We start from the raw sequence: 22020 nt of genomic DNA on the forward strand, positions 1-22020 counted from the left end.
GCTACTGAAAATTCCGCCGAACGTTGTCACCACGCCGTATCGCCTGCGAATCATCAGGCGGTGCAACGCGAGCGGCAACGCGCGACTCGCATCAATGCCAAACACGACAACTTCCCGCACAACCGACACGACCGACACGTTTGCGCACCGCCTGTCCCTGCTGATCTCGGGCCCGCAGCGCGATGCGCTCACGCGCGGCCTGCGCGGCATCGAAAGGGAAAGCCTGCGCGTCACGCATGACGGCCAGCTCGCCATGACGCCGCATCCGCGCGCGCTCGGCTCGGCGCTGACGCATCCGTCGCTCACGACGGACTACTCCGAAGCGTTGCTCGAGCTGATCACGCCGGCCGAGCAGGACGTCGCGGATACCCTCGCGCAACTCGACACGCTGCATCGCTTCGTCTATGCCGAACTCGGCGACGAGATCCTGTGGAACAACTCGATGCCGGGCCTGCTGCCCGCCACCGATGAAGGCATTCCCATCGCGAACTACGGCACGTCGAACATCGGCAAGCTCAAATACGTGTATCGCGTCGGCCTCGCACTGCGCTACGGCCGCACGATGCAATGCATCGCGGGCATCCACTACAACTATTCGCTGAACGAAGAAGTATGGCGGCTCCTGCACGCCGATCAGCAATCCGCCGCGAACGCCGTCGATTTCCAGTCCGACCGCTATCTCGCGCTGATCCGCAACTTCCGCCGCACGAACTGGCTGCTGATGTATCTGTTCGGCGCGTCACCGGCGCTCGATCGGCGGTTTCTCCGCGATCGCAAACACACGCTCGACACATTCGACGCCGACACGCTGTATCGCCCCTACGCGACGAGCCTGCGCATGAGCGACCTCGGCTACTCGAACACCGCCGCGCAAGCCGCGCTGCACGCGGACTACGACACGCTGCCGGGCTATCTCGATGCGCTCGCGAAGGCGGTGAGCCAGCCCTATCCGGCCTACGAGCAGATCGGCACGCAACGCGACGGCGAGTGGGTGCAGATCAACACCAACGTGCTGCAGATCGAAAACGAGTTCTATTCGACGATTCGTCCGAAGCGCGTCACATATCCGGGCGAGCGGCCGCTACATGCGCTCGCCGTGCGCGGCGTGCAGTACGTCGAAGTGCGTTGCATGGACATCGATCCGTTCGAGCCGACCGGCATCTCGCTCGAGACGTCGCGCTTTCTCGACGCCTATCTGCTCGTCTGCGCACTCGACGACAGCGCGCCATTGCCGCCGCCTGCATATGCCGAAGCGAACCAGAACTTCGGCCGCGTGACGATGGAAGGCCGCAAGCCCGGCCTCGAACTGGTGCGCGACGGCAACCCGATCTCAATGACCGATTGGGCCAACGAACTGCTCGTCAAGATCGACGCCGCTGCCGCGGCGCTCGACAGCCTGCGCGGCGGCGATGAGCATGCGCGCGCGGTGGCGGTGCAACGTGCGAAGCTCGCGGACGTATCGCTGACGCCGTCGGCGCGCGTGCTGAAAACGATGCGCGACAAGCAGCAGAGTTTTATCGCATTCGGTCTCGAACAGAGCGAAGCGCACGCCGCGTATTTCCGCTCTCGTCCTCTCGATGCCTCGCAGTCCAGGGCGTTCGCCGACCTCGCGGTGCAGTCGCTCGACGAACAGGCGAAGCTCGAACGTGAAGAAGTCGGTTCGTTCGACGCGTTCGTCGCCGCTTATCGCGCCTACACGTTGAATCGCTTCAGCGTCTGAGCGTCGCGCGTATCGCGATGTGTTGAAAGCGGCCGCCAGGCCGTTTTTTTTCGGCGCAAATAACGTGCAGGTAAGCTCTACGCGTCGCGTTGGCGAAGCCTGCATCGCATCGGCAAATTCTCCGCATGCACGGGCGATTCTCCAGCGCCGATGAAACACTGCCCCGGCGTTGCGGTCCAAACTGACATGAGACGCTTCACAGTGGGAGGTATCGACGTGACGAACAAAGGTCTGTTGGCCGCGTTGTGTCTGGCGGCGACGGCGGGGTGTTCGACGCAGGGCCAGGTCGACCCCGACGTCATGCAGATCGCGACCACTCCGTTGACGTGTTCGAGCCAGGCCGAATGCGACCTCTGGTGGCAACGGGCCCAAACGTGGGTGGCGAGTCATTCAACGTACAAAATCGAATCCGCAACCGACTCGCTGATCCAGACTGCCGGCCCCGATGGCGGCAAGCGCGCGCTCGCCTATCAGATCACGCGCACCGCGAATCCTGATGGCACCGCGACGATCGGCTTTTCCGCGCATTGCGACGGGTCGCTCGGCTGCAAACCGAATCCGTGGGAAGCGGGTGCCGATTTCAAGCAATACGTGAGAGGCGCTGGTGCTCGAGCGCCGCAGAGTGGGACGGGGCCCGCACAATCCGGACAGCCTACGGCGACGCAACCGGAAGCGATGCCGGGAAAATTGGCGGCGGCGCCAAATGGCGAGGCAATGTCGCAATAGTGCGTGAATAGCGCGCATAGCAATCGCCGTAGTCGCGGCACGCGATGAGGCGATAGCGACGCTTTACGTCTGACAGGGCGAACGCCGATGCGAACGACGCGTCACGCTTAAAACTCAAACGCGTGCACCGCATCGGCGTTCGCCATTCACTTCAATGTCCTAACGAAGGTCCCGCACCCTTGCGCGGCTTCGTAATCCACACCAGCACGGCCAGCACGAGAAACGCCGCGCAGGAAATGCGGAAGAAGTCGTTGGTCGCCATCATGTACGCCTGCGAGGTCACCACCTGATTCAACTGCGCGGTCACGCTATCGCCGGAAAGCCCGACGCCCGCGAGCGCATTGGTATAGGCGTTGGTATTCGCCGAATACACGTTGACCGTATCGGTGAGCATCGCGTGGTGATAGATCGTGTCGTTTTCCCAGAACGTCGTGCTGATGGCCGTGCCGATCGCGCCCGATAACGTGCGGAAGAAATTGGACAGGCCGGAGGCGCTCGCAAGCCGTTCGTCGGACACGCTGGAAAGCGTGATGGTCGTCATGGGCACGAAGAAGCACGCCACACCGATGCCCTGCACGAGCCGCGGCAGAATCACGTGACCGAACGGCACGTCGAGCGTAAACGTCGAATTCCAGAGCGACACGATCGCGAACACGATGAACGCGAAACTCGCGACCATGCGCAGATTGAGCCGATGCATGTTCTTGCCGATCATCGGCGAGAGGAACAGCGCGAGCAGGCCGACCGGCGCGGTGGCGAGACCCGCGAGCCCGGCCGTGTAGCCCATCACCGTTTGCAGCCACAGCGGGAAGATCACCACCGAGCCGAAAAAGGCCATGAAGCCGAACGAGATGATCACGACGCCAAGCGCGAAGTTGCGGTCCTTGAAGAGCGACAGGTCGACGATCGGCTCCTTCTCCGTCAACTCCCACACGAGCAGGAACGCGATCGACACGAGCGCGATCACCGCGAGCGCCACGATGAACGTCGAGTTGAACCAGTCGCGGTCCTTGCCGAGGTCGAGCATCATCTGCAGACACGACACGCCGCTCACGAGCAGCACAAGGCCGACCACGTCAATGCGCTGCCGCGTGATCTTCGTCTCGCGGCCGCGCAGCAGCAGGTACGCGCAGACTGCCGAGAACAGGCCGATCGGCACGTTGATGTAGAAGATCCACGGCCACGTGAAGTTGTCGGTGATGTAGCCGCCCATCACGGGACCGAAGATCGGCGCGCAGATCACGGTCATCGCCCAGAGGCCCAGCGCGAGCCCGCGCTTCGCGGGCGGATAGGAGCGCATCAGGATGGTCTGCGAGAGCGGCACCATCGGCCCGGACACGAGCCCCTGGACGAGCCGGAACGCGATCAGCGATTCAAAGTTGTGCGCGAAGCCACAGGCTGCCGACGCGAGCGTGAAGAGCAGCACCGACAACGTGAAGAGCCGCACTTCGCCGACGCGCCGCGCAAGCCAGCCGGTCAGCGGCACGGCGATCGCCGAGGCGACCGAATACGACGAGATCACCCAGGTGCCCTGGCTCGTGGCGACGCCGAGACTGCCGGAAATGGTCGGTACCGCGACGTTCGCGATCGAGGTATCCAGCACCTCCATGAAGGTGCCGAGCGCAAGGCCGACCGTCAGCAGGGCGAGTACGCCGCCCTGCAGCGGGGCGGGTTCGGCGGCGGGCGGCGCGGCGCTGGAAGCCGTGGCATCCATAGATTTTTCTCCTCAGTCGGGAAAGCTTGTCGCGGCAGGTTTATCGTGCACCTTGAACGTAGCGCTTCCATGCCGGATCACCCTCTGCCCAGACAGATATCTTAAGACAATGGCGCCTTGAAAAACGCCTCGTTGTTATTCGTCACCGCTCTTCGACGATGACTCTCCAAATGATGCTTCCGGTGCGTCCGGCTGCGCGGTCAGCCCGCACCCCCCGCCGGCGCCACCGTCCAGCCCGTTTGCAATGAAGCGGCTGAGCAGGTGAATCAGCGTTGCATGCTCTTCGACGCTGAAGCCGCGCAGTTGTTCGTTGAGCACCGCGGCGCCCAGACCCGGCAACAGCCGTGCGGCGTCGTGGCCCTGCGGCGTGAGTTCCAGCTTCACCATCCGCCGATCGTCGCTGCTGCGCGTGCGCACGATAAAACCTTTGCTTTCAAGGCGATCCAGCAAGCGCGTCATCGAGCCGCTGTCGTACGACATGGCGCGCGACAGCTCGAACGGCGTGCTCGCGCGCCGCGACGACAGTATCAGGATCACGCCGATCTGCTGCGCGGTCAGCCCGAGCGGCTTGACCGCGCGGTCCGTGCGCTCGACCAGCACGTTGCGCGCTTTCGTCAGGTAGTAGCCAAGACTGGTCGTGAGATCAGTCTCGTCCACGTGGTAAGGGCCATCAGCCATGGTGTATCCGGAACATCGGCAGGCAGAACGGAGTTTAGCTGCCTGAGCAGACAGGTCAATTGCATTACAGGTCGCGCGACCGGCAGAAAAACAACACTCCGGCCGTTCGTGCGGCACAGTATGTTGAAATTTAATTGCATAGTCAATATTATGATAAGCAATGAGTTTCGCGCGATAGCGCCTTCCGAGACCATGTTCTGACCGATCGTCTGCACGTCGCAACCACGCGACGCGCGAAAAAGGATTTTCCCGATGCTGTACCTCAAAAACACGCTTGGCGGCCTGAGCCGCTCACTGACTGATTCCGCGCACAAGAGCTTCCAGGGCCCACACCGCTGGTGGAAACTCGCCTTGTTGGCAGGGTTGATCGTGCTGCCGGGCGGGTCGGTGGGGGTCGCGCTCCTCGCGTGGGTCGAGCATCGGCGGGGAACGAAGCGCGCAAAGAGCAAGACGGCGGGCGCGCAAACAGGAACGATCGCGCTGCCTACGGAAACCTCCACGCCTATGGCGAACACCATCGCCGCTCCTGCGGCAAATGCCACCACGGCTTGCCAGACCCGCGGCGATGCCCCTTGCCGGGCGGCGGCGGGCAAGCTGGCGCGGCAAAGGCAGACCAAGCCGGCGGAACCGCGGAGCTGACGCGCACGGTCGATGCGTGACTTCGGCCGTTTAAAGCACGCGAGCCGCGCGACGCCCGCCACTCCCCGGCCCGCGCCGTAACAACGCGTAACCATCGCGATACGGCCAGTAACACATCTGCGCGCCTGCACACATTAACCTTTCAGCTTTCAGTTTCGCGCGCTTGCGCGGGCTCATACGCTAACATTCCGGCAGACCACGATCTCGCCCGGCCGGTGGCGCCGCTCCCGGCCGCACCGCGGCGTCCAGAAGGAATTCATTGCATGCAGTCTGATCGAATCGCGCGCGCGCGGCCGCTTGCGCCCCGCGCCCTGACCCTTGCCGTAAGCGCGGCCTGCGCGGTGCTCGTCGCCGCCTGCGCGGTGGGTCCCAACTATCAGCGGCCGGCCACCGAAATCCCGGCCTCGTACAAGGAAGCCGCGCCCGGCTGGAAAGTCGCCGAACCCGCCGACCAGCACGATCGCGGCGACTGGTGGGCGATCTACGAAGACCCGCAGCTCAACGAACTCGAAGACAAGCTGAACGCCGCGAACCAGACCATCGCGCAATTCGCCGCGAATTACCGTCAGGCCCGCGCGCTCGTCGGCGAGGCGCGCGCCGCGTATTTCCCGACCATCGGTGCGTCGGCGGGCGCAACGCGCTCGGGCAACGGCGTGTCGTCCGGCGGCAATTCGACTACCGCGACGAGTCGCTCCGGCGTCAACAACAGCTTCAACGTGCAACTCGACGCGAGCTGGGAGCCGGACCTGTGGGGCTCGGTCACGCGCACGGTCAACGCGCAGAAAGCCGGCCAGCAGGGCGCCGCCGCCGATCTCGCGAACGCTCGGCTCTCGGCCCAGGCCACGCTCGCGCAAACGTACTTCTCGCTGCGTGCGCTCGACTCCACGCAACGGCTGCTCGACGACACCGTCGCAGCCTACCAGCGCACCCTGCAGCTCACGCAAAACCAGTACGCGACGGGTGTCGCCGCGCGCTCGGACGTGATCCAGGCACAAACGCAGTTGCAATCGGCGCAGGCCGCGGCAATCGACAACGGCATCCAGCGCGCGCAGGACGAGCACGCGATCGCCGTGCTGATCGGCGTGCCAGCCTCCATGTTCTCGCTGCCGCCGATGCCGCTCACCGCGACGCCGCCCGCCGTGCCCGCGCAGATGCCGTCGGCGCTGCTCGAGCGGCGCCCGGACATCGCCTCGGCGGAGCGCAAGGCCGCCGCGGCGAACGAGCAGATTGGCGTGGCGATCGCCGCGTTTTTCCCGTCGCTCACGCTGTCGGCGAACGGCGGTTTCGAGAACTCGGTGTTCTCGCAACTGCTCACCGCGCCGTCGCGCTTCTGGACGCTCGGCCCGCAACTCGCCGCGACGATCTTCGACGGTGGTCTGCGCAAGGCCCAAACCGACGCCGCGCGCGCCACTTACGATGCGAACGTCGCGACCTATCGCCAGACGGTGCTCGCCGCATTCCAGGACGTCGAGGACAATCTCGCGTCGCTGCGCATCCTCGAACAGGAAATCGTCGTGCAACGGCAGGCGGTCGAATCGGCCCGCCAGGCGCTTGCCATCGTCACGAACGAGTACAAGGCGGGTACGGTCGGCTTCATCAACGTGCTGGCTGCGCAGACCACAGCGTTCACGGCCGAGCAGAAGCTCGAAAGCATCGCGGGGGAGCGAATGGTGTCGTCGGTGGGTCTCGTGAAGGCGCTCGGCGGCGGTTGGGACGCGTCGCAGATGAACCGCGAAACGGGTGATGTGGCCGCGCCGGCCGCGCTGCCGGCATCGGCTCCCGCCGTGACGTCGGCACCTACGGCGGCGACCGCGGCAAACTCTCCGGCCGTGGCCATGGCCACCGCGCCGGTCGCGCATGACGGCATGCAAAACACGGTGCAAAACGGTGCCGCGCGCGAGCCGCAGGTGCAAAGCAAGTAGAGACGCTGCGTCACCCGCGAGTCGACGAGAAGTCGCGGAGCAGAGCCGCAAAACAGCAGAGGCATGGCCGCGAAAAATCCGAAACGCGCCCATGCCTCTTTTTTCATCGAGCTATGCGTGCAGAGCGCACACCGTGGTGCGCCTCGCGCAGCACGCGCCGTCAACGCACGAACGTCAGCGCCACCGTATCCGGTCCGCTCGGCCGCCCCAGCAGATTCAGCAGACCGGCGAGGTTGTCGCGCGCCTCGGGCGCGGCGCTCGCCGTGCCGTGAAACGACGTCGAAGCCGCCGATACCGTGCCGTTGCCGTTCAGCATCAACGGTCCCTTGAGCGTCGTCAGATCGAGCGTCGACGACGCGCCTTGCGCCTGAAAATTGACCCGGTACGAACCGAGCGGCTTCACGAGCGACACCCGCGAACTGACGTCGGCGAGCGTCATGGTCAGTTGACCGAACGATTCACCCTTGAAGCTGCGCCAGTCGGACCACGAAAGCTGCACGTTGCCTTGCAGATCGAGCGTGTTGAACGGCGCGCCGAGCCCGGCAAGCAACGACGCGGGCACCGCGAGCGAGCCCGACGTGACGCTCGCCGTGCGCGGCGTCGCATCGACCGTGATCGGGTCGGGCATGGCCTCGCTGTGCCGCATGATCATGCGCACGCGCCCCGTGAAAAGCGGCCAGAACGCCGTGTGCCATTCGATCCGCCCAGGCAGCAGCGTCGCCGTGCTCATATCGGAGCCGGCAGCCAGCATCAGCGTGGCCGAGCCGTGCCACAGCGAGCCTTCGGCGTCGACGAGATTGACGTGGCCGTGCGTCTGCCGCGAAAACTGCGGCGTGACCCAGGCGGCCGGCAACAATGCAAGCGTCACGGCCGCGACCGACAACACCGCGACCACCAGCCAGGGCAGCGCAACACGCACGCGCCACATCCAGTAATTCATGCGAGATCCTGTAGCGAGCGGCGCTTTTTTATTTTGTGGTCGACGGCTGCAACGACACCGTCAGGTCCACCTGGCCATCGTCCTTGAGCGCGGTGATGTGCGCCTCGGCGACCTGCACCTTGAACTGCTTGCGCACGTCGTCGACCCAGGTCGTCCACGCCGGAAACGACGCGTTCTTCATCTGCACCTGCACCGCGTTGCCGACGAATTGCACCTGCGTCGCGGCAAGGCCATGATCGCCGAGCGACGCGCTTAGCGCGTCCTTCAACGCCGCGCCGGTCGGCGCCACGCCCTGAGCCCCCGCCGAGAGCGAACGCGCCTCGTTCGCCTGCGCGGTCATCTGCGCGAGTTGCCGCTGCAGGCTCGGCAGCGATTCGCGCAGATGCGCGCGGCCTTCCTGTGCCGGCGCCCACAGCACCGACCACGCGACCACCACGGCGAGCGCACCGCCGCCCCACGTCAGCAGCGCTTTTTCGCGATCGGTGCGCTGGCCCCAGAAGCCAGCCCATGCTTGAGCGAGTTCAGCTTTCATTGTCCGTTCCTGATGGTCCACTTGCCGGTACTGCTGTCGATCGCGCCATTCAGGCCGTTGCGCGCGAGGCGCTTCGCAAAGTCGGGGTCGACCTTGATCGCCGGCTTGAAGGTCACGTCGAGCCGCCGCTCGTGATAGTCGAGTGCGGCGATGCCGTTGACCGGCAACGGAGATAGCGAGCGCGCGAGGCCATCGGCGAGCGAGAGGAAATCTTCCTGCGACAACTCACCCGCCGCGACCCGCAACTGCTGCAACTGGCGCGCCATCTGATCGGGTGCGTCGAGCACGGCCGTCGTCTTCGGGAACGTGTTGAGCAGCAACTCCGTCATCTGTGTGTTGATCGCGTCGCGTTGACGCGAGAGCATGAGCCATTGCACATTCGCGCCGATGATCGCAACGACGAGCGCGCCGGCCGCGAGCACGAGCGGCAGGCGCAGCCGCCTGAGCGACGCGCGATCGAGCTGCCACGGCTGCGACGCGAATTCGAACTGGCAGAGGTCGAAGCGGCATTCGAGCGCGCGCCGCGCGAGCTGTTCGAACGGCAGCGGACTCGCGCCGTGGATGTGCGCGGCCAGCCGCGCGGGGCTCGTCGCGGCGAGGCTCGGCTCGTTGCCGGGCACCTCGGTCACCATGTACAGCGACACCGGCACCGCACCGGCGAGCGCGGCAAGCGTCGCGTTCACCGCGTTGGCCGGCGCCGCGAGGCCTTCGCCCTGCGCTCCGCGCGCAATCGCGAGTTCGACGCGCGGCACGCCGCTTTCGACCACGCCTTCGAGCAGCATCGCGGGCGCGGTCTGCGCCACCGCGCCAAGCACGGCGGCCACCATCGGCACGACGGACGGCACATCAGGCGCAACCACGGGCGCGACGCCCGGCAACGAAGTCGCGACGCTCGCCGCGCCCGCCATGACCGGCTCGCGCGCTTCAGCCAGCTTTTCGGCAGTTTCCGCTGACGTCTCCACGACACTCGCCGCCGCTTCGGCAACGGGCGTCTGCGGCAGACAACGCGTGACCGGCACCGCGCGCAGACTGCGATGACCGGCCGCCGTGAACGCCTCGCAGATGAAGCGGAACCAGCCGCGATCGACGATCGCGAGCAGTTGCCGGCCGTCGCCGAGCGCCTGCGGATCGACGGCGATATGGCAGGTTTGCGGATCCTGGATCAGTTGATCCTCGACGATATTGGGCAGCGCCTGACGCAGCTTCGGGCCGCGCAGCGGCGGCAGCGTCGCGGGCATCAGCAGCAGGTCGCGCGCGGCGATCATCAGCACTGCCGAGCGTGCGCGCGGCAGCAGCGCGAGCGCCGAGCGGCCCGCGCGCTGGGTGCGGCCCGTCTTGTCGAGCAGCACGAACGGCAGCTCGGGCAGTTGCCATTCCTGCGATGGCACCGCCGGATCACGCGGCGGCAATAGGACGATCAGCGTGCTCAAAGGCCACTCTCTCCCGGGATTGCGTTGTTCATAGTTGGTCTTGTACCCGCACGATACGCGTAGTGTGGGTCAATGGATCGCGATAGACGAGCGTCGTCCGGTCCACTTCGGCGCGCTCATGCTGCACGCTGCCGTGGACCAGGAAGTAGCTCGAATTGACGTCGAATTCGTTCTGATCGATCGACACCGTTTGCACGCCGGCGGCTGTCAGCGCGAGCTGCACGTCGCCGACGTTGCGGAAAAACACGGTCTGCCGGCGCGCGACGAGCGCCTGCGCCTGCGACACCGTCATGCCCGTCACGACGGCCGCGATCACCTCGGCCGACGCGGTGTTCATGTTGACCGCGGTGACGGTCGGCAGCACGGTAACGAACGGGCGCAGGCGCGCGACGATTTCGGGCGTGTAGCCGGGAATGTCGAGCAGCGAATCGACACTCGTCATCTGCAACGGCGCAACCGCGGGGTTCTCGTCGCCGTCCTCGATGCCGGGCTTGTTCGTGAAGTTGCCGCCGCCCATGCCACCGCTCATGCCGCCCCCGGCGACCGGCGTCGAGCCGCTCATCGACGTGCCGGTCTGGAAGCGCGTCACCGATTGCGAGAGCGCCGCGCGCATCTGCAACGCGGTGGCTTTGGCAAGTTGACCGCTCAGGCCGAGCGAGAGGAGCAGACGCTGATACGCGGCAGTCTGCTCCGCGCTCAATTGCATCACGCCGGGCGCGGGGCTCGCCACCAGGTTGCGCAGATTGAATTTGGCCTGCGCGTCCTCGATCGAACCGGAAAGATAGGTGGCCGCGCCTTGCTGGGCGCGCACCTCGCCGATCTGGCCGAGGAAATCGGACAGGCGCGTTCGCGCGATCGGCACGCCCCACAAGCCGCCCAGATACGTGATGCCCGCTGACGTATCGCCTTCGGAGCGCAGGATCAGGCGCGTCCAGTCGAGCGCGCCGCGCGCGACCCATTGCGCCTGCGAGAGCAGCCGCTGATTTTCGATCCGCCGCACCTGCACCTGCTGGCGCCACAGCATGCCGGAGACGAGGATCGCCGATAGCGCGACGACGAGCAGCGCGCTGATGATCGCCACGCCATGCTGTTTCACGCGCTGCTTCACGCGCCGCGTCCGCCGCTCGCGGCGAACATGCGCGAGGGCGGGAACAGAAGTGCGCGCGCCCGATGAAGACCGCCGACACAATAACGAGGAGAACGTCATCTCATTCTCCGATCAGAAAAACGCGCGTGATGGGCCGCGTGAGCGAAGTCGCGCCGATGCGCACCTCGAGCCCCGTCACCGAACGCGGCATCGGCGCGTTGCCGAGCTGCGGCACCTTCAGATTGTTGACGGCCTCGCTCAGCGCGGTCTGCACGTCGTTCATCTGCGTGGTCCAGCCGAGCTTCGGCACGTACATGCGCGCCGAGATCGAGCCGACGCCGCCCATCAGCGGCACCGCGCTCCAGCCTTCGCCGTCGCCGCCGTTCAGCGCCCGCCGCAATTCGCCGACATTGCCGAGCGGCGGCGACGCATAGCGAACCACGCGTCCATTGGATATCCGATAGCGCACCACCTGCAAACGCGGCGCCGAGCCCGGCAAAACCATGTGCCGCACGATCCGCAGCGTGTTGCCGGACACCGACACGGCCGGCTGGCCGGATTCGTCGTCGCTGGCCGCCTGACGCGCGTCGATGCGCATCTGGTCGAAGAGCTGCGCGAACACGCGCTCGTCTTCCATCGCGTTCGTAATCGTCGTGCGGCCGCGCATGATCTGGTCGAGCCCGCGCCACGACAGCACCGCGATCACCGCGAGGATCGCAATCGCGACCAGCAGTTCGATCAGCGTGAAGCCACGCGCGCCGACGCGGCGGCGGCGCTCAGAGCGAGCGGTTGTTTTCATTCGCGACCACCGTGACCATCTGGGCGAGATTGCCGGAGCGCCCAGGCATCGTCACCATCACTTCGACACGGCGAAACACCGGATTGGGCGTCGTCGTTACATGTTCGGTACAGACCAGTTGCAGATTGCCTTGCGAGCAATCGAAGCTCGTTTCGCCGACGTTCGGCCACGCATGCGTCAGATGCAATTGCGCAAGCGCATTGTCCGCGCTCCAGCCGGCGAGCAGCCGCCGATGCAGATCGGCCTCGCCGCTCGCGAGACTGCCGACCGCGCGCAGCGACGCGGCAAGCGCGATCGCGATGATCGCGAGCGCGACCAGCACTTCGATCATCGTGAAGCCGCGCTGCGTGCGCGGCGAATCCACCCGCGCAATGGAGCGCATCACACGGCGGGGAAGGGCGCAGGCGGTGCTGCTGCAACGGTGCGTTCGCATCTCAGCGCACCTCGTAGCGGCCGTTGCCGGTGCCGACGATCGTTGCCTGTCCGGCCGCCGAAAATAGCGTGACCTGCACCGGCACGTCGATCGCCTCGGTGCCGAACACGATGCGATCGGCCCGCGAATCCGAACCCGGGTAGCTGATCGCGACACCGGTCACGCCGCCTTCCCAATGACGCGGCCCGAGCAGATCGTCGCGCAACGGACGCCAGCCGTCCTGAGTGCGCTGATCGAAACGGAAGCCGCCGTCGAACGGTTGCCATGCAATCGGCCGCGCGCGCACCTGTGCTTCGTCGCCGGCGGATTCGAACAGCAGCGCGAGACGCTGCGCTTCCTCGTTCAGATCGGTGCGCGGATTGCGTGTCATCGTCAATGAGGTTAGCGACACGAGCAAACCAGCGATCACGAGCACGACCATCATTTCGAGCAGCGTGAAGCCGGCCGCACGGCGCCGGCCTGGGCGCATGCGCGTCGCGCGCCTCATGGGCGATTCAGGCGCAACACACGGCAAAACACCCGACGCGACATGCCGCACGGCACGCGCCGACGCTTGCGTGTCAGCACACGCCGCTTGCGGCGGCGAAACCGTACACGGAGTGTCCACATGGGACTTGCAAGCGGACATGCGCATAGTGCCGGCCATCGACGATCAACGGAAAATCAAACAGCAATACATCGGTAAAACACGCGCGCTTCGCCGAGCCGCGAGACGAACGGCAGAGCAGCAGGCAGCGAAGCGGACGCGTGCATGAACATCTGCGGCTTTGCGAGTAACGATGCGCACTATTGCCACGAACCGATGTCGGCATCATTGCCTTCGCCGCCCGGCTTGCCGTCCGCGCCGTAGCTGAACACGTCGATCTCGCCGTGCACGCCCGGATTCAGATACTGATAGGCATTGCCCCACGGATCGTTCGGCAGACGCTCGAGGTAGCCGCCGTCCTTCCAGTTGTTCGGCACCGGATCGGTGCTCGGCTTCTCGATCAGCGCGCGCAGGCCCTGCTCCTGGGTCGGATAACGGCCGTTGTCGAGGCGGTAGAGCTTCAACGCCTGCATCACCGTGCCGATGTCCTGCTTCGCGGCGACGCGCCGCGCTTCGTCCGGACGGCTCATGATCTTCGGCACGATCAGCGCGGCCAGAATGCCGAGAATCGCGATCACGACCATGATTTCGATCAGCGTGAAACCGCGCTGGCGACGGCTGCGCGAACCCGCGTTGTCAGCGCGGCGAATGGTCGACAGTTGCATAGATTGCTACCTCTTTTCAGGTGAAATTATTCGACTCTGGCAGTGATTGAACACGCCGGGTCAGTCATTTTAATGTCATGGAGTTGAAGGGTTTCAACCCACCGCAATTTTCACAATAGTCCGTACAATGTGCGCATGAACGCCATCCAAATCCGCCTCCTGTCGCTCGCGCTGTTTGCCGTGTTCTGCGCGACGCTGACCTACTGGGTCATCACGCTCTCCGCGATGTCCGGCGCGCCGTTGCCCGCCGCCGCAGCGCATGCGCAGGTCTCGACCGACCAGGCCGCCACGCTGTTCGGCGGCCAGCTCACGCGCAACGTCAATCAGGACATCCATCTGTTCGGCATCCTGGCGCTGCGCGAAGGCGCCGCTGCGATCGTCAGCGTCGGCGGCGAACCGCCTCGCGCGGTGTCGCTCGGCAGCACGCTCATGCAAGGCACCAAACTCTCCGAAGTCCGCCCCCGCTCGATCATCATCGACCGCAACGGCTCGCACTCCGAAATCTTCCTGCCCCCCAACGCGGGCGGTCCTACCATTTACGTGCGCTGAATAAGTGCACTGAAGCACGTCACTGCACGAGGTTGTTCAGCTCGATGATCGGCAGCATCACTGCGAGCACGATCACGAGCACCACACCGCCCATCGCCAGAATCAGCAGCGGCTCGAGCAGGCTCGTGAGGAACATCGTGCGCCGTTCGAGTTCGCGCGATTCACCATCGGCCGCGCGATCGAGCATCGTCGTCACGTCGCCGGTCGCTTCGCCCGAACGGATCAGGTGCACGAGCACCGGCGGAAACGTCTTCGTATTGCCGAGCGCGCGCGAGAGCGACGTGCCTTCGCGCACACGCACGATCGCATCGTCGATGTTCTCGCGCATCGCGCTGTTGCTGAGCGTTTCGGCGGCGGCCTGCAGTGCGCGCAGAATCGGCACACCCGCTGCCGTCAGAATGCCGAGCGTGCTCGCAAAGCGCACCGTGTTATAGCCGCGCACGAGCTTGCCGGCGAGCGGCGCGGTCAGGAGCCACCGGTCGAACGCGAGGCGCGGGCCGGGCTGCTTCAGCGTCGAGCGCACCAGATAGACGACCACGAACAGACCGATCAATACCGCCCACCACCAGTGCCGCACGAAGCCGGACAGCGCCATCATCAAGATGGTGAGAAAGGGCAGTTGCTGCTTCGTGCTCGCGAACACGTTCACGACCTGCGGCACCACGTAGCTCAGCAGGAACGTGACGATGCCGAACGCGATGATCGTGACGATGGCCGGATACGTGAACGCAAGGACGATCTTCTGCTTCAACGCGTTGCGCTGCTCGATGTAATCGGCGAGCCGCGACAGCACGAGACCGAGCTTGCCCGTATGTTCGCCGGCCGCGACGAGCGCCCGGTAAATTTCGGGGAAGTCCTTCGGATGCTGCGTGAGCGCATTGGCGAGCGAATGACCGCCGAGCACTTCGGCGCGGATCGACGCCATCAGCTCGCGGATGTAATCGCGCTCCGATTGTTCGGTGAGCACCGCAAGCGCTTCGTCGAGCGGCAAGCCCGCGATCAGCAAACTCGCGAGTTGCCGCGTGAGGATGGCCTGCTCGCGCTGCGACAGACGACGCCCGAGCGCGAGCCGCTGATTGCGCTCGCCGCGCGTGCGCGACGCCGCCGGTTCGACGACGAGCGGCGTAAGCCCTTGCGAGCGCAGGCTCGTGCGCGCGCTGCGCGCGCTGTCCGCGTCGAGCACGCCTTTTTGCGCCTTGCCCGCCGCGTCGATCGCTTCGAAACGAAATGCCGGCATGCGTTTATGCTCCGCCCGTGACGCGAATCACTTCCTCGAGCGACGTGAGCCCGGAAGCGAGCCAGCGCTCCGAATCCTCGCGCAGCGTACGCATGCCTTGCCCGCGGCCGGCTTCGAGAATTTCCGCATCGGCTGCGTTGCGATGAATCAGCGCACGGATCGATTCGTCGATCAACAGCAGTTCGTAGACGCCGCGTCGCCCCGCATAACCGGAATGGCCGCAGCGGTCGCAGCCGACCGGATGCCAGCGCTTGCTGCCGTCCTCCTCGGTGCGCTCTTCACGGCACACCGGGCACAGGCGCCGCACGAGCCGCTGCGCGAGCACGCCGAGCAGCGACGACGCGAGCAGATACGGCTCGACGCCCATGTCGGTGAGACGCGTCACGGCGGAGGCGGCGTCGTTCGTGTGCAGCGTCGCAAGCACGAGGTGGCCGGTCAGCGAAGCCTGCACCGCGATCTGCGCGGTTTCGAGGTCGCGGATTTCGCCGATCATGATGATGTCCGGGTCCTGCCGCAGAATCGAGCGCAACGCGCGCGCGAAACTCATGCCGATCCGCTCGTTGACCTGGGTCTGGCCGATGCCGGAGAGGTCGTATTCGATCGGGTCTTCGACCGTCATGATGTTGGTGGTCGCCGTCTCCAGCCGCGACATCGACGCATACAGCGTCGTGGTCTTGCCGGAGCCGGTCGGGCCGGTCACGAGCACGATGCCGTGCGGCTTGCCGATCAGCTTGTCGAACTGGACGAGCGTATCGGACGCCATGCCGAGCGCTTCGAGATTCAGACGCGATGCGTCTTTTTCGAGCAGACGCAGCACCGCGCGCTCACCGTGACCGGTCGGCAGCGTCGAGACGCGCACGTCGACCGGACGGCCACCGACGCGCAGCGTAATGCGGCCATCCTGCGGCAAACGTTTTTCCGCGATGTCGAGTTGCGCCATGATCTTGATACGCGAAATCAGCGCGCCGTGCAGCGCCTTTTTCGGCCGCACGACGTCGCGCAGCGTGCCGTCGACGCGAAAGCGCACGACCGACGCATTCTCGAACGGCTCGATGTGAATGTCCGATGCCTGTTCGCGCGCCGCTTGCGTGAGGAGCGCGTTGATCATGCGGATGATCGGCGCGTCGTCTTCCGATTCGAGCAGGTCCTCGACCTCGGGAATGTCCTGCATCAGACGCGACAGATCGACTTCGCCTTCCACTTCGCCAACCACCTGCGCGGCGCTGCCGTCCTGTCGCGCGTACGCCTGGTTGATCGCCTGCGCGAGTTCGTCGGCGGGCATGCGCACGATCGACACCGCGCCGAAATTGCGCGCCACTTCAGCGAGCGCGGCCTCGCTCGTGCGCTCACTGATCCAGACTTCGAGGCTGTCGGGGTGCTGATGCGCAACCAGAACCTGGCCGCTGCGTGCAAAACCGTATGGCACGAGCCGGGCGGCGAGCGGCGAGGGCGCCGCACGCTCGCCGGCAGCGTCGCCGTTGTGCGTGCGTTGCGATTGCGCGGCTTGCGTGGGCGTCGGTGTCACGGACGCGCTCCCGGCGACATCGTGCTCGGCACCGCGTCGCTCGCCGGCGGGACGACGGCGGGTTGCGGCATGGTCTGCGGCATCGTTTGCGGCACGGGTTGTGTCGTGGGCTGCGCGGCTTGCGGCACGGGTTGTGCCATGGGCTGCGCGGCTTGCGGCACGGGTTGTTGCGGTGCCTGCTCAGGCACCTGCTGCGGTGCTTGCTGCGGCGTCGCCTGCTGACGGCGCATCTGGTCCAGATTGAACAGGTTCATCGCGGGCACCCCACCCTGGCTCGGGCCGAGCGGCATCGGCGGCACGACCGGATCGTTGCGATCCTTGATCAGATTGTTATCCGACCGGTACGCGCCCGTCACACCCTGGATGTAGTCGTAGCGGTTCGACGTGACGGCCTGCGCGGTGGCGTTGTCGTTGATGATGACAGGGCGCAGGAACACCATCAGGTTGGTCTTGTCGCGCGTTTTCTGCTCGGAACGGAACAGCTGGCCGATCCACGGAATATCGCCGAGCAGCGGCACCTTGCTGTTGCTGACCTGGTAGTTGTCCTGCATCAGGCCGCCGAGCACGATGATCTCGCCGTTATCGCACAGCACGGTCGACTGGATCGAACGTTTCGTGAACTCCGGACCCGACGGGTTCGTCGTCACGTTGTTCGTGCCGTTCACGATCGCCGAGTCTTCGGTGTAGAGCTGCAGCTTGAGGATGCCGCCATCGGTGATCTGCGGTTTCACGTGCAGCGTCAAACCGATGTCGACGCGGTCGTACGTATTGAACGCCGAACTCGTCGTGCTGCTCGTCAGGTTCGAGTACGAACCGGTCTGGATCGGCACGTTCGTACCGACGATGATCTTCGCCTCTTCGTTGTCGAGCGTGATGAGGTTAGGCGTGGACAGCACGTTCGCGTCGGCGGTCTGCGAGAGCGCCTGGAGCAACGCGCCGAGTCCTTGCACGCCGAAAATGTTGCGAATCCAGCCGACGTTCAGACCCTGCTGCAAGGTACCGTTGCCGAGCGCCGACGCGAGGCCGCCGGTCGTGGCCGTCGCGGCCGCGGCCGTCAGGTTGACGATGCTGTTGCTGGAGCCCGTCTGCAGGTTGGTGCCGGCGTACAGCGAACTGTTCGCGACCTGCCACTGAATGCCGAGGTTCGCGTTCGTGTTCGAGTTCAGCTCGACGATCAGCGCCTCGATATAGACCTGCGCGCGGCGCGCGTCGAGCTGGTCGATCACCGCGCGCAGATTGCGGTAGACCGGCTCGGGTGCGGTGATGATCAGCGAGTTGGTCGCGGCATCGGCCGTAATCATGCCGCCACCACTGTTGTCGTCGCCCTTGTCCTTGTCGCTGCTGAGAAAACCGCCGTTGTTGTTGTTCGAACCCGAGGCGCCGCCGCCCATCGGCGAGGAGGACATCGAGCTGCTGCCGAGGCCGCCCGAGGGCAGCGGCGGCGTGCCGGACGTGCCCGTCGAACTGCCGCCCGACATACCGCCGCTGCTGTTCTGGTTGAACGAATTCGCGTCGTTCGAGCTGGCCGACGAGCCGCTGTCGCCCCCGCCGCCCTTGCCGAGCATGCTGCGCAGCGTGCGCGCGAGCTTGGTCGCGTCCGCGTTGCGCAGCGCCACGACGTGCATGTTGCCGGGCATCGTGGTCGGCGTGTCGAGCTGCTTCGCGAGTTCCTTCGCGGCCGCGAGGCGCGCGGTGTTCGACGCGCGGATCAGCAATGAGTTGGTGCGCGGATCCGACGTGATCGACACCTTCAGCGTCGCGTCCGTGCTGCCGATCGAGCCCGGATCGAGCATCTTGTTCATTTGCTGGGCGATGTCGATCGCGTTCGCGTTTTTCAGCTGCACGACCGCGACCGACTGGCCTGCCGCGCTATCGATACCCGCGATGATCTGCGCGATGCGCCGCACGTTGTCGGCGTAATCGGTGACGACGATCGTATTGTTGGCCGGGTAAGCCGCGACGGTATTGTTCGGCGAAATCAGCGGACGCAGCACCGGCAGCAGGTTGTTGGCCGATTCGTTTCTCAGCGTGAAGACCTGCGTGACCACCTGGTCGCCGCGCGCCGTCGGCGCGTTGCCGACGTAAGTCGGCACGCCTTGCAGCTTGGCGTCGGCTTCGGGCACGACCTTCAGCACGCCATGATCCTGCACCAGCGCGAAACCCTGCATGCGCAGGGCCGACTGCAGGGTCTTGAGCGCCTGGTCCTCAGGGACAGCGTTTTCGGAAACGAGGTTCAGCTGCCCCTTCACCCGCGGATCGACGATGATCGTTTTGCCGGTTGCAGCGCCGATCGCCTTCGCGACCTGATCGATGTCAGCGTTCACGAAATTCAGCGTCACCTCTGCCTGTGCTGTCTGCGCGGTGATCAATCCAGCCACCAGCAGCGCCGTTGCCACGCGACGCAAAGCCATACAATTTCTTCTCATGGAATGTGATGTCGATGCCGGCAGCCTTTGCCGCCGACGGTCAAGCGATGTGGACTCAGCGGCAAGCCACCGCCTGATCGGTCTATGAGCCCGCCGCGAAAACGATTTCCGCTTCTGGCACTAATTCACCGATGTCCGAAAAAAACGAACAGTAACAGTTTTTCATGTCGGATTTGAAACAAAACGGACGACCTCATGCGATTCCGTGAAGAGATCGCCGTGTTGTCATCTAATTGAAAGCAAACCGGCATGAGACGCGAGCCGCAGCACGCGGATTTGTGCTGCCTTATGTCGGTTAGCCAACTTGACGCAGGTCGGACTGCCGGTATGATACGAGCCGTTCGACTCGCTGTTATGCGTTTGCTGACGCGGGTTTTCCCCGATGGGCGACAAACGCCCGGCCAGCAGGCCCTCACGGCTGAAGCCGCGGCTGGCAAAACGCCTTACCGATCCTTACTTTTGTTTTATTTGGTCGTCTTGATCGATGAACCGTCCCTTCGTCACCGTCGTCGCCACCTTGACCCTGCTCGCGGCAGCAGGGTCGGCGCGCGCCGACTGTTTCGACGAGGCGGCTAAATACCAAAAGGTCAATCCGTTGATTCTGCGGGCCATTGCCTGGCAGGAATCGCACAACCGGCCGGATGCGCAGCACAAGAACGCGAACGGCTCGACCGACTACGGCGTGATGCAGATCAACTCGATCCATCTGCCCGTGCTCGCTCAATACGGCATCTCGCAGGGCACGCTGATGGAGCCGTGCAAGAACGTCTATATCGCCGCATGGCATCTGCGCCGGCAGATGAACAAGTACGGCAATACCTGGCAGGCGGTCGGCGCGTACCACTCCGAAACGCCGGCGCTGCGCGATAAGTATGCGCAGCAAATCGTCGCGATTCTGCGCAGCTGGAAGCTGATGCCGGCAGCGCGTTAGGCGCCCGTTTGATGCACAATGCGGCTTCATACTGCCGCTACGATCCGCTCACGCCCGCGCAGCGAAACGGCCGCGCCGTTCATGCGAAGCCGCACCCGGCATGCCTTCCCATCTTCCTGTTTTTTCCGTACTGCGATGAACCAGCCGCTATTGCCCGTCACCGTGCTCTCCGGTTTTCTGGGCGCCGGCAAGACCACGCTCCTGAATCACATCCTCGCGAATCGCGCCGGTCTGCGCGTCGCGGTGATCGTCAACGATCTCGCCACCGTCAATATAGATTCCACGCTCGTGCGCCATGCCGCCGAGTTGTCGCATGTCGAGGAGCAACTCGTCGAACTGTCGAACGGCTGCATCTGCTGCACGCTGCGCGACGATCTGCTGAGCGAGATCCGCCGCCTCGCGGGCGAGAAGCGCTTCGACGCGCTGCTGATCGAATCGACCGGCGTCGCCGAGCCGATGCCGATCGCAGAAACCTTTGCTTTCATCGACGATGATGGCGCCTCGCTGTCCGACCTCGCGCGGCTCGACACGATGGTCACGGTCGTCGACGCGTTCAACTTCCTGCGCGACTACGCGTCGGCCGATGCGCTCACCGAACGCGGCATTGCCGTCAGCGAAGAAGACGACCGCACGCTCGTCGAATTGCTGATCGAGCAGATCGAATTCTGCGACGTGCTCGTCGTGAACAAGGCTGACCTCGTCAGCGCGGACGAACTCGCGCGCCTGCAGCGCATCCTCGCGCGGATCAACCCGCGCGCGGCGCAGGTGGTGAGCCGCTTCGGCGACGTGCCGCTCGACCAGGTGTTCAACACCGGCCGTTTCGATTTCGATGAAGCATCGAGCGCGCCGGGCTGGCTTGCGTCGCTCGATCACGAGCATCAGCACGGCGAAGCGGACGAATACGGGATCGGCAATTTCGTCTACCGCGCGCGGCGGCCGTTTCATCCGCAACGGCTCTGGGAGCTGCTGCATCAGGAGTGGAAGGGCGTGCTGCGCAGCAAGGGGTTTTTCTGGCTCGCGACGCGCAACGACATCGCCGGATCGCTGTCGCAGGCGGGCGGCGCTTGCCGGCATGGTCCGGCGGGCATGTGGTGGGCCGCGCAGGATCGCAGCGAATGGCCCGACGGTGACGACGAACTGAGCGCCGAAATCGCCGCCGACTGGTATGGCGATCCCGACGATACGAGCATCGGTGATCGTCGCCAGGAGCTGGTGCTGATCGGCGTCGATATCGATCCGGAGCTCTGGCGCGCGAAGTTCGACGCCTGCCTGCTCACCGACGACGAATATGCGCGCGGGCCCCTGGCGTGGCAACAGTTCGACGATCCGTTTCCGGCATGGGACTTCGACGAACACGATCATGACGACGATCACGGTCACGATCATCACCACGATCACCACGATCACGGTGACGACTGCGAACACTGCGGGCATGGCCACGGCGAGATCGTGCATCGTCACGAGTAAGCCGAGCGGACGAA

General features: G+C 65.1%; 20 protein-coding genes. 7 read left to right on the forward strand and 13 right to left on the reverse strand.

Going from position 1 to position 22020, the window contains the following annotated elements; genetic code table 11:
• Window positions 1-94 precede the first annotated feature (94 nt).
• Both gshA and B9Z01_RS11385 read left to right on the forward strand, forming a co-directional pair.
• A complete protein-coding gene (gene gshA / locus B9Z01_RS11380) occupies window positions 95-1720 on the forward strand; it encodes a glutamate--cysteine ligase (protein WP_085482932.1) in 1626 nt (541 codons plus the stop codon).
• 186 nt (window positions 1721-1906) lie between these two features.
• Window positions 1907-2446, forward strand: a complete 540-nt coding sequence (locus tag B9Z01_RS11385; RefSeq protein ID WP_244195989.1) for a hypothetical protein — start codon at window positions 1907-1909, stop codon at window positions 2444-2446.
• A gap of 151 nt (window positions 2447-2597) precedes the next feature.
• Here B9Z01_RS11385 and B9Z01_RS11390 read toward each other — a convergent pair whose 3' ends face one another.
• A complete protein-coding gene (locus B9Z01_RS11390; RefSeq protein WP_085482934.1) occupies window positions 2598-4160 on the reverse strand; it encodes a DHA2 family efflux MFS transporter permease subunit in 1563 nt (520 codons plus the stop codon).
• A 135-nt stretch (window positions 4161-4295) separates the two neighbouring features.
• Window positions 4296-4838 (reverse strand): MarR family winged helix-turn-helix transcriptional regulator, encoded by a 543-nt coding sequence (locus B9Z01_RS11395; RefSeq protein WP_085482936.1) that lies wholly within the window; start codon window positions 4836-4838, stop codon window positions 4296-4298.
• 252 nt (window positions 4839-5090) lie between these two features.
• Between B9Z01_RS11395 and B9Z01_RS11400 the strand changes: the two genes are divergently transcribed.
• Together B9Z01_RS11400 and B9Z01_RS11405 are read left to right on the forward strand one after the other, a co-directional pair.
• Entirely contained in the window at window positions 5091-5477 is a 387-nt protein-coding gene (locus B9Z01_RS11400) for a hypothetical protein (protein WP_085482938.1), read from the forward strand.
• A gap of 263 nt (window positions 5478-5740) precedes the next feature.
• Window positions 5741-7399, forward strand: a complete 1659-nt coding sequence (locus B9Z01_RS11405) for an efflux transporter outer membrane subunit (RefSeq protein WP_244195990.1) — start codon at window positions 5741-5743, stop codon at window positions 7397-7399.
• Between the two features lie 160 nt (window positions 7400-7559).
• On the opposite strand, the gene B9Z01_RS11410 is transcribed toward B9Z01_RS11405, so the two are convergent.
• From B9Z01_RS11410 to gspG, 8 genes are all read right to left on the reverse strand, one after another.
• Window positions 7560-8339 carry a type II secretion system protein N gene (locus B9Z01_RS11410; protein WP_085482940.1) on the reverse strand — a complete coding sequence of 260 codons (780 nt, stop codon included), beginning with the start codon at window positions 8337-8339 and terminating at the stop codon, window positions 7560-7562.
• Between the two features lie 28 nt (window positions 8340-8367).
• Window positions 8368-8871: a type II secretion system protein M gene (locus tag B9Z01_RS11415; protein WP_085482941.1), complete on the reverse strand. Its 504-nt coding sequence runs from the start codon at window positions 8869-8871 to the stop codon at window positions 8368-8370.
• On the reverse strand, window positions 8868-10301 hold the full coding sequence (gene gspL, locus B9Z01_RS11420; RefSeq protein WP_085482943.1) for a type II secretion system protein GspL: 1434 nt from the start codon (window positions 10299-10301) through the stop codon (window positions 8868-8870). Before gspL ends, B9Z01_RS11415 begins: the two co-directional genes overlap by 4 nt.
• 28 nt (window positions 10302-10329) lie before the next feature.
• Window positions 10330-11508 (reverse strand): type II secretion system minor pseudopilin GspK, encoded by a 1179-nt coding sequence (gene gspK / locus B9Z01_RS11425; protein WP_143808891.1) that lies wholly within the window; start codon window positions 11506-11508, stop codon window positions 10330-10332.
• A gap of 1 nt (window position 11509) precedes the next feature.
• A complete protein-coding gene (locus tag B9Z01_RS11430) occupies window positions 11510-12187 on the reverse strand; it encodes a PulJ/GspJ family protein (protein ID WP_085482946.1) in 678 nt (225 codons plus the stop codon).
• On the reverse strand, window positions 12165-12569 hold the full coding sequence (gspI, locus tag B9Z01_RS11435) for a type II secretion system minor pseudopilin GspI (protein ID WP_085482948.1): 405 nt from the start codon (window positions 12567-12569) through the stop codon (window positions 12165-12167). The genes B9Z01_RS11430 and gspI overlap by 23 nt, the downstream gene beginning before the upstream one ends.
• Window positions 12570-12621: 52 nt before the next feature.
• Window positions 12622-13107, reverse strand: coding sequence for a GspH/FimT family pseudopilin (locus tag B9Z01_RS11440; RefSeq protein WP_085482950.1), 486 nt, complete (start codon window positions 13105-13107; stop codon window positions 12622-12624).
• Between the two features lie 299 nt (window positions 13108-13406).
• On the reverse strand, window positions 13407-13871 hold the full coding sequence (gspG, locus tag B9Z01_RS11445) for a type II secretion system major pseudopilin GspG (RefSeq protein ID WP_085482952.1): 465 nt from the start codon (window positions 13869-13871) through the stop codon (window positions 13407-13409).
• Window positions 13872-14006: 135 nt separating this feature from the next.
• Here gspG and B9Z01_RS11450 point away from each other — a divergent pair, with 135 nt between their 5' ends.
• Window positions 14007-14420, forward strand: coding sequence for a type II secretion system protein N (locus B9Z01_RS11450; RefSeq protein WP_085482954.1), 414 nt, complete (start codon window positions 14007-14009; stop codon window positions 14418-14420).
• A 19-nt stretch (window positions 14421-14439) separates the two neighbouring features.
• Here B9Z01_RS11450 and gspF read toward each other — a convergent pair whose 3' ends face one another.
• From gspF to gspD, 3 genes are read right to left on the reverse strand one after another with little or no spacing between them, the layout of a single operon-like run.
• The gene (gene gspF / locus B9Z01_RS11455; protein ID WP_085482956.1) at window positions 14440-15657 is read right to left on the reverse strand and encodes a type II secretion system inner membrane protein GspF; all 1218 of its coding nucleotides are present in this window, start codon (window positions 15655-15657) and stop codon (window positions 14440-14442) included.
• A gap of 4 nt (window positions 15658-15661) precedes the next feature.
• Window positions 15662-17182 (reverse strand): type II secretion system ATPase GspE, encoded by a 1521-nt coding sequence (gspE, locus tag B9Z01_RS11460; RefSeq protein WP_085482958.1) that lies wholly within the window; start codon window positions 17180-17182, stop codon window positions 15662-15664.
• Window positions 17179-19593 carry a type II secretion system secretin GspD gene (gspD, locus tag B9Z01_RS11465; RefSeq protein WP_085482960.1) on the reverse strand — a complete coding sequence of 805 codons (2415 nt, stop codon included), beginning with the start codon at window positions 19591-19593 and terminating at the stop codon, window positions 17179-17181. The genes gspE and gspD overlap by 4 nt, the downstream gene beginning before the upstream one ends.
• Window positions 19594-20092: 499 nt before the next feature.
• On the opposite strand from gspD, the gene B9Z01_RS11470 reads away from it, so the two are divergent.
• Window positions 20093-20539, forward strand: coding sequence for a lytic transglycosylase domain-containing protein (locus tag B9Z01_RS11470; RefSeq protein ID WP_085482962.1), 447 nt, complete (start codon window positions 20093-20095; stop codon window positions 20537-20539).
• 135 nt (window positions 20540-20674) lie between these two features.
• Complete coding sequence (gene zigA, locus B9Z01_RS11475; RefSeq protein ID WP_085482963.1) at window positions 20675-22006, forward strand: zinc metallochaperone GTPase ZigA; 1332 nt, start codon at window positions 20675-20677, stop codon at window positions 22004-22006.
• Window positions 22007-22020 lie beyond the last annotated feature (14 nt).

Source organism: Paraburkholderia susongensis (assembly GCF_900177725.1).
GTDB classification, from domain to species: Bacteria; Pseudomonadota; Gammaproteobacteria; order Burkholderiales; family Burkholderiaceae; genus Paraburkholderia; species Paraburkholderia susongensis.